Source organism: Pseudomonas sp. 13B_3.2_Bac1 (assembly GCF_025466205.1).
GTDB classification, from domain to species: Bacteria; Pseudomonadota; Gammaproteobacteria; order Pseudomonadales; family Pseudomonadaceae; genus Aquipseudomonas; species Aquipseudomonas fluorescens_H.
The window spans coordinates 1-6,055 of the sequence record NZ_JANLOG010000123.1 but is presented as its reverse complement, the minus strand read 5'-3'; the positions used below and the strand labels follow the sequence as shown (position 1 = coordinate 6,055).

The 6,055-nt window shown below is 59.9% G+C and carries 6 protein-coding genes; 4 read left to right on the top strand and 2 right to left on the bottom strand.

Features of this window, described 5'->3' with window-relative positions; translation table 11 throughout:
* Positions 1-325: 325 nt before the first annotated feature.
* The 3 genes from NTD85_RS20660 to NTD85_RS20650 all read left to right on the top strand — a co-directional run bounded on the left by NTD85_RS20660 (position 326) and on the right by NTD85_RS20650 (position 2,059).
* The gene (locus NTD85_RS20660; RefSeq protein WP_262143080.1) at positions 326-601 is read left to right on the top strand and encodes a hypothetical protein; all 276 of its coding nucleotides are present in this window, start codon (positions 326-328) and stop codon (positions 599-601) included.
* A gap of 261 nt (positions 602-862) precedes the next feature.
* A complete protein-coding gene (locus tag NTD85_RS20655; protein WP_262143079.1) occupies positions 863-1,447 on the top strand; it encodes a papain-like cysteine protease family protein in 585 nt (194 codons plus the stop codon).
* A 12-nt stretch (positions 1,448-1,459) separates the two neighbouring features.
* On the top strand, positions 1,460-2,059 hold the full coding sequence (locus NTD85_RS20650) for a hypothetical protein (RefSeq protein WP_262143078.1): 600 nt from the start codon (positions 1,460-1,462) through the stop codon (positions 2,057-2,059).
* 62 nt (positions 2,060-2,121) lie between these two features.
* Here NTD85_RS20650 and NTD85_RS20645 read toward each other — a convergent pair whose 3' ends face one another.
* Positions 2,122-3,462 carry a DEAD/DEAH box helicase gene (locus NTD85_RS20645; RefSeq protein ID WP_103484444.1) on the bottom strand — a complete coding sequence of 447 codons (1,341 nt, stop codon included), beginning with the start codon at positions 3,460-3,462 and terminating at the stop codon, positions 2,122-2,124.
* 191 nt (positions 3,463-3,653) lie between these two features.
* Between NTD85_RS20645 and NTD85_RS20640 the strand changes: the two genes are divergently transcribed.
* Positions 3,654-4,952: a mechanosensitive ion channel family protein gene (locus tag NTD85_RS20640; protein ID WP_262143077.1), complete on the top strand. Its 1,299-nt coding sequence runs from the start codon at positions 3,654-3,656 to the stop codon at positions 4,950-4,952.
* A 109-nt stretch (positions 4,953-5,061) separates the two neighbouring features.
* On the opposite strand, the gene NTD85_RS20635 is transcribed toward NTD85_RS20640, so the two are convergent.
* Entirely contained in the window at positions 5,062-5,928 is an 867-nt protein-coding gene (locus NTD85_RS20635) for a carboxylate/amino acid/amine transporter (RefSeq protein WP_103484443.1), read from the bottom strand.
* Positions 5,929-6,055: the final 127 nt, after the last annotated feature.

The following is a 6,055-nucleotide window of genomic DNA, read 5'->3' as shown; positions in this document are numbered from 1 at the left end:
CTTTGGTCAGAACGTCCAAAGCGTGGCAGAAACGATCGCAGAACTGCTTGCGAAGAGTTTGTTCGATCCCTCGAAATCACCGATTGATATCAATGTGATGGCGCGATGGTAGATTGCCATCATTCTGGCGTCAATAAGTCGTACCGCGTCTTTTTTCGCAACGGCTCTAGCCCGCGGCTTTTCCTCAAGAAGGCTACTTTTCAGGGGGGATCGCGACCGTTCGGTCACTTCAAATGGGCTGGCAAAAACACTGTCACTGAACTTTTCACCGCCCAAACCCCTCCACCGATTAACCCGCCTTACCCGGAACGGAGGCCCGCCCCCCATGAAAACCCTTCTCAAGTTAACCATCGCCGCCACCCTCGCCTGCGCCCTGCCCGTCTGCGCGTGCACGCCGGAAGAAGCCACCGCCAAGCGCGAACAACTGGCCAAGGAAGTCGCCAAGCTCACCGAGCAGAACCCCACCAAGGCCAAGGAGATCAATGCCGAGTTGCAGAAAATGGACTTGGGCACGGCCAGTGCGGATTTGCCGGACAAATGCCAGTTGATTGATCAGCGCTTGAAAGAGCTGGATTCGGCTGAGAAAAAAACCGAGAGCTAAAGCAAGAGCAAAAGATCGCAGCCTTCGGCAGCTCCTACACCGAACCCTGTAGGAGCTGCCGCAGGCTGCGATCTTTTGCTCTTTAAAATGCATTTGTGCATTTATTTTCTTGCACAAACGCATATTCAGACTATGGTTACATCGAGCAAGGAGATCGGCACCGTTCATCGCAGATGAAAACCGTTAACCACCGATCGCTCGGCAATACCGCAACACAATCACAAGCTGGACGCTTGTTTTCATTCATGGAGGACTGAAAAAATGTTAACCACTCAAGCAACATCGTTCACCGGCGAGAGCCTGCCAAGGTGCCTTATCGGCCACCTGCTCGACCCGCAACTGGTCGAGGTTGAAGCCACTGCGCAAACTGCGGCACTGGCCGCCGCCAACCTCAACTTCACCATGCAGAAACAGACGCAGACCAACTGGTGCTGGGCCGCCGTTTCCGCCTCGGTCGGCAACTACTACGGCACCGGGAACTGGACACAGTGCGGGGTCGCGAGCACCCAACTGGATCGCAACTGCTGCAACCAGCCAGGTCCGTGCAACGTCTACGGCTATCTGGATTCGGCCCTGCAAACCACCCGCAGCTACAACGGGATGAATCAGGGTTCGCTGCAGATGTCGGCCATTCAGAACCAGATCAACATGGGGCGCCCGGTGGGCCTGCGTTGCGCCTGGTACGGGGGCGGCGCGCACTTCCTGGCGATCTACGGCACCAACGGCAACTACGTGCTGGTCGCCGACTCGATCTACGGTTACTCGACTCGCGCGCTGAACGCGTTCCCCGGTTCGTACAACGGCGGCGGCAACTGGACTCACACTTACTTCACCGCGAAAAACTAGGAGGGCGACATCATGCAACTGACTTATCCAAAGGCGCCTTCCAACGGCGTACAGACTTTGCGTCCGGTGCTGCAAGCCGCGCTGCAAAACCAGGGCTTCGGTATCAACCGCCAGTTCGCCAATGCGACACCGGCCAAAGTCAGCCTCAGCGAAGCCTATCGCGGCTACTCGCTGACGCTGGACGATCTGAGCCAGGGCAAGGGTCTGAAAGACGCACGCATCGGTGACTGGCATTACCTGGTATTTGCCGACGGCGTGAGCATCGCCGATGCGCAACTGGCCGAGGTGCGTGGCCATGTCGAGTTCGCTTCGCTGAACCACGGCACCCGGGCCGCCGACACCGTGGGCGCGCTGAAACTGGCGGAACAGGCGCCGCAATTGCAGGGCAAAACCGTTGAACTACGGGTGCTGTTTGTCTCTGCGCTGCACGTCGTGGCGATCTGGCTGCACGCTGACGGTGAGGATGTACTGATCCCGATCGAGCCGACGCCGAAAGAGCTGGGCGACTCGCGGTTGTACAGCGAAGCCGCGCTGCTCGGCTTGCTTAAACCGGCGGCAGATCGCGCCAAACAGCGCTTTGACGCGGACACCAGCGGACTGTTGGGGAACTGATAAACCCTGCGCATAAAAAAACCCGGACACTGTCCGGGTTTTTTATTGCCTGCGAAAACGCCTTACTCAGCCGCTGGCTCAGCCGGCTTGCGACGCTTGAGCGGGGCCATGCCGTCGCTGCTCACCAGCGAATCCGGCTTCGGACGGTTGGCGCTCTTGCGCTTGGTCGGGGTCTTGGCGGCGGTTTTCTTCTTGTCGCCCTTGGCGTCGGTCTTTTTCTTCTTCACGCCGACGGCTTTGCCCGAGGCCTTGACCTTTTTCGGTCCGCCGTAGGTGCCTTTGACTTCCTTGATGGTACGGCGCTCGAAGCTCTGCTTCAGGTAGCGCTCGATGCTCGACATCAGATTCCAGTCGCCGTGGCAGATCAGCGAGATCGCCAGACCGTCGTTACCGGCGCGGCCGGTACGACCGATGCGGTGCACATATTCGTCGCCGCTGCGTGGCATGTCGAAGTTGATCACCAGATCCAGGCCATCAACGTCCAGACCACGGGCCGCGACGTCGGTCGCTACCAGGATCTTCACACCGCCCTGCTTCAGACGATCGATCGCCAGTTTGCGATCCTTCTGGTCTTTCTCGCCGTGCAGCACGAACGCCTTGTATTCCTGAGCCACGAGGCGACCGTAGATGCGGTCAGCCATGGCACGGGTGTTGGTGAAGACGATGGCTTTCTGGTAGGTCTCGTTGGCCAGCAGCCAGTTCACGATCTGTTCTTTGTGCTGGTTGTGGTCGGCGGTGATGATCTGCTGACGGGTGGTCGAGTTCAGTTGGCTGACCGCGTTGAGCTGCAAGTGCTCAGGGTTGTTCAGCACCTTGGCGACCATTTCACGCAGACCTGAACCGCCGGTGGTGGCGGAGAACAGCATGGTCTGCTGACGGTTCGGGCATTCGTCGACCAGACGCTGCACGTCTTCGGCGAAACCCATGTCGAGCATGCGGTCGGCTTCGTCGAGCACCAACACTTCGACTTCCTTGAGGTCGAGGTTGCCGGCGTTGAGTTGCTCGATCATCCGGCCCGGGGTACCGATCAGGATGTCCGGCACCTTGCGCAGCATCGCCGCTTGCACCTTGAAGTCTTCACCGCCGGTGATCAGGCCGGACTTGATGAAGGTGAACTGCGAGAAGCGTTCAACTTCTTTCAGGGTCTGCTGGGCCAGCTCGCGGGTCGGCAGCAGGATCAGGGTCTTGATGCTGACGCGGATCTTGGCCGGGCCGATCAGGCGGTTGAGGATCGGCAGGACAAAAGCGGCGGTCTTGCCGCTACCGGTTTGCGCCGTCACCCGCAGGTCACGCCCCTGGAGCGCCAGCGGAATGGCCGCTGCTTGCACAGGCGTTGGCTCGACAAATTTCAGCTCGGCCACGGCTTTGAGCAGGCGTTCGTGCAGGGCGAATTGGGAAAACACGGGTGCTACCTCGAAGATATGCAAAAAAACAGCTGCATAGGTTACCGGTTTCGAGCGCTCAGGCCGAGTTTCTTTATACAAACGGGCGTAATCAGTGGCTTTTTTGTTGCTCGATTTGTCTCCAACGGTAATACACAGCGTCTTAAATGCTCTAATCGCCCATCGCGTCTTACAGAAGAATCGTTGCTCACATGGATTTCAAACAGCTCTGGCTCAACGCCCAAGACCTCTGGGGTGCCCTCGAACAGCACCCGTTCCTGCAATCCGGCCTGGCGCTGATGCTGCTCTTGGTGATCGCGCTGGTCCTCGGACGAGTGGCGCGCTATCTGATCCTGCACGCCAGCCGCATGCTCGGGCGCCAACCGGCGTTGCACTGGATCAACGACTTTCGCCACAACAAGGTGTTTCAGCGCCTGGCGCAGATGACGCCGTCGCTGGTGATCCAGTTCGGCCTGCATCTGGTGCCGGAACTGAGCAAAACCGCGATGACCTTCCTCGGCAACGTGGCGCTGTCCTTCACCATCCTGTTCCTGCTGCTGTCGGTCAGCGCCCTGCTCAATGCGCTGCTGGACATCTACGCACGCACCGAACACGCGCGCACCCGCTCGATCAAGGGCTATGTGCAACTGGCGAAAATGGTGCTGTACGTGTTCGGTGCGATCATCATCGTCGCCACGCTGATCGACCGTTCGCCGCTGTTGCTGCTCTCCGGTCTGGGTGCGATGTCGGCGGTGATTCTGTTGGTCTACAAGGACACCCTGCTGTCGTTCGTCGCCAGCGTGCAACTGACCAGCAACGACATGCTGCGCGTCGGCGACTGGATCGAAATGCCGCAAGTCGGCGCCGATGGCGACGTGGTCGATATCACCTTGCACACGGTCAAGGTGCAGAACTTCGACAAGACCATCGTCTCGATTCCGACCTGGCGCCTGATGTCCGAATCGTTCCGCAACTGGCGCGGCATGCAGCAGTCCGGTGGGCGACGGATCAAACGCAGCCTGTTCATCGACGCCAGCGGCGTGCGCTTCATCCGTGACGATGAAGAAGAAAAGCTCTCGCAGGTGCACCTGCTGACCGGTTACATGGCCCGCAAGAAAGCCGAGCTCAAGGCGTGGAACGAGGCGCAGGGCAATGTGGCGGCGATGTCGGCCAACCGCCGGCGCATGACCAACATCGGCACCTTCCGCGCTTACGCATTGGCCTATCTGAAGAGCCACCCGGAAATCCAGCCGAACATGACCTGCATGGTCCGCCAGATGCAGACCACCGCGCAGGGCATTCCGCTGGAAATCTACTGCTTCACCACCACCACGGTGTGGGCCGATTACGAGCGGATTCAGGGGGATATTTTCGATTATCTGCTGGCGGTGCTGCCGGAGTTCGGGTTGAGCCTGTATCAGCAGCCGAGTGGCGGGGATTTGCGGACGGGGTTGTTGCCGGCGGTGTTGGGTGCGGCGAGCATTCCAGAACCGCAAAAACACCTCCTGTAACGCCACCGATAAAACTGTGGGAGCGGGCTTGCTCGCGAAGGCGTCAGGTCAGTCAACATAATCGTTGAATGACGCACCGCTTTCGCGAGCAAGCCCGCTCCCACAGGGGTTATGCGGTGGCTTGGGAATTGCGGATGCCCAACCGGCTGATCCACACTGCCGCCAGAATCACGCTGCCGCCCAGCAACAACCTTCCCAGTTCCTCATGCTGATTCCAGATCAGCAGATTCAGCAGCAAGCCCACCGGCACATGCAGGTTGTTCATCACCGCCAGTGTGCCGCCGTTGACCATGCACGCGCCCTTGTTCCACCAGTACATCCCCAGAGCCGTCGAGACCAGGCCGAGGAACAGCAACACGCCCCATTGCAGCGGCGCTTCGGGCAGGAAGTTGGCTTTGCCGAACAGCAGAAACGCCGGCAACACCACCGCCAGCGCGCCGAGGTAGAAGAAGCCGAAACGTCGGTAGTGCGGCAGATCGCTCGGGTGTTTCGCCACCAGATGCTTGTACAGCACCTGCCCGGCGGCGTAGGTGAAGTTGGCCAGTTGCAGCAGCAGGAAACCCATGAAAAAGTCCGGGTTGATGCTGTCGAAACGAATCACCGCCGCACCGCCCACCGCCACCAGCGCGGCGACCAGCGCCCAAGGGTTGAAGCGCCGGTTCAACGCATCTTCGATCAACGTCACGTGCAGTGGCGTGAGGATGGTGAACAGCAACACTTCCGGCACCGTCAGCACGCGGAAGCTCAGGTACAGGCAGACGTAGGTGATGCCGAACTGCAACGCGCCGATCAGCAGCATGCCGCGCATGAACGCCGGTTCCACGGAGCGCCAGCGGGTCAGCGGAATGAACACCAGCCCGGCCAGCACCACGCGCACCAGCACCGCAAAGTAGCTGTCGACGTGCCCCGCCAGGTACTCGCCGATCAGACTGAAGGAAAACGCCTGGATCAGCGTGACAAAAAGTAGATAGCCCATGGTCGCCTCTGTTTCGAATGGCGGCGACGATAGCGGTTTTTACGCCAGACCGCGAACCTCAGGCAACACTGAACCCTGTGGGTGCGGGGGGGGGGGGGGGGGGGCGGGCGCGGGGGGGGGGGGGGCG

Excerpts from the sequence above, each read along its gene's own strand:
- NTD85_RS20660 (WP_262143080.1), top strand. The coding sequence starts at position 326 with ATGAAAACCCTTCTCAAGTTAACCATCGCCGCCACCCTCGCCTGCGCC.
- NTD85_RS20640 (WP_262143077.1), top strand. The coding sequence starts at position 3,654 with ATGGATTTCAAACAGCTCTGGCTCAACGCCCAAGACCTCTGGGGTGCC.
- NTD85_RS20650 (WP_262143078.1), top strand. The coding sequence starts at position 1,460 with ATGCAACTGACTTATCCAAAGGCGCCTTCCAACGGCGTACAGACTTTG.
- NTD85_RS20635 (WP_103484443.1), bottom strand. The coding sequence starts at position 5,928 with ATGGGCTATCTACTTTTTGTCACGCTGATCCAGGCGTTTTCCTTCAGT.
- NTD85_RS20655 (WP_262143079.1), top strand. The coding sequence starts at position 863 with ATGTTAACCACTCAAGCAACATCGTTCACCGGCGAGAGCCTGCCAAGG.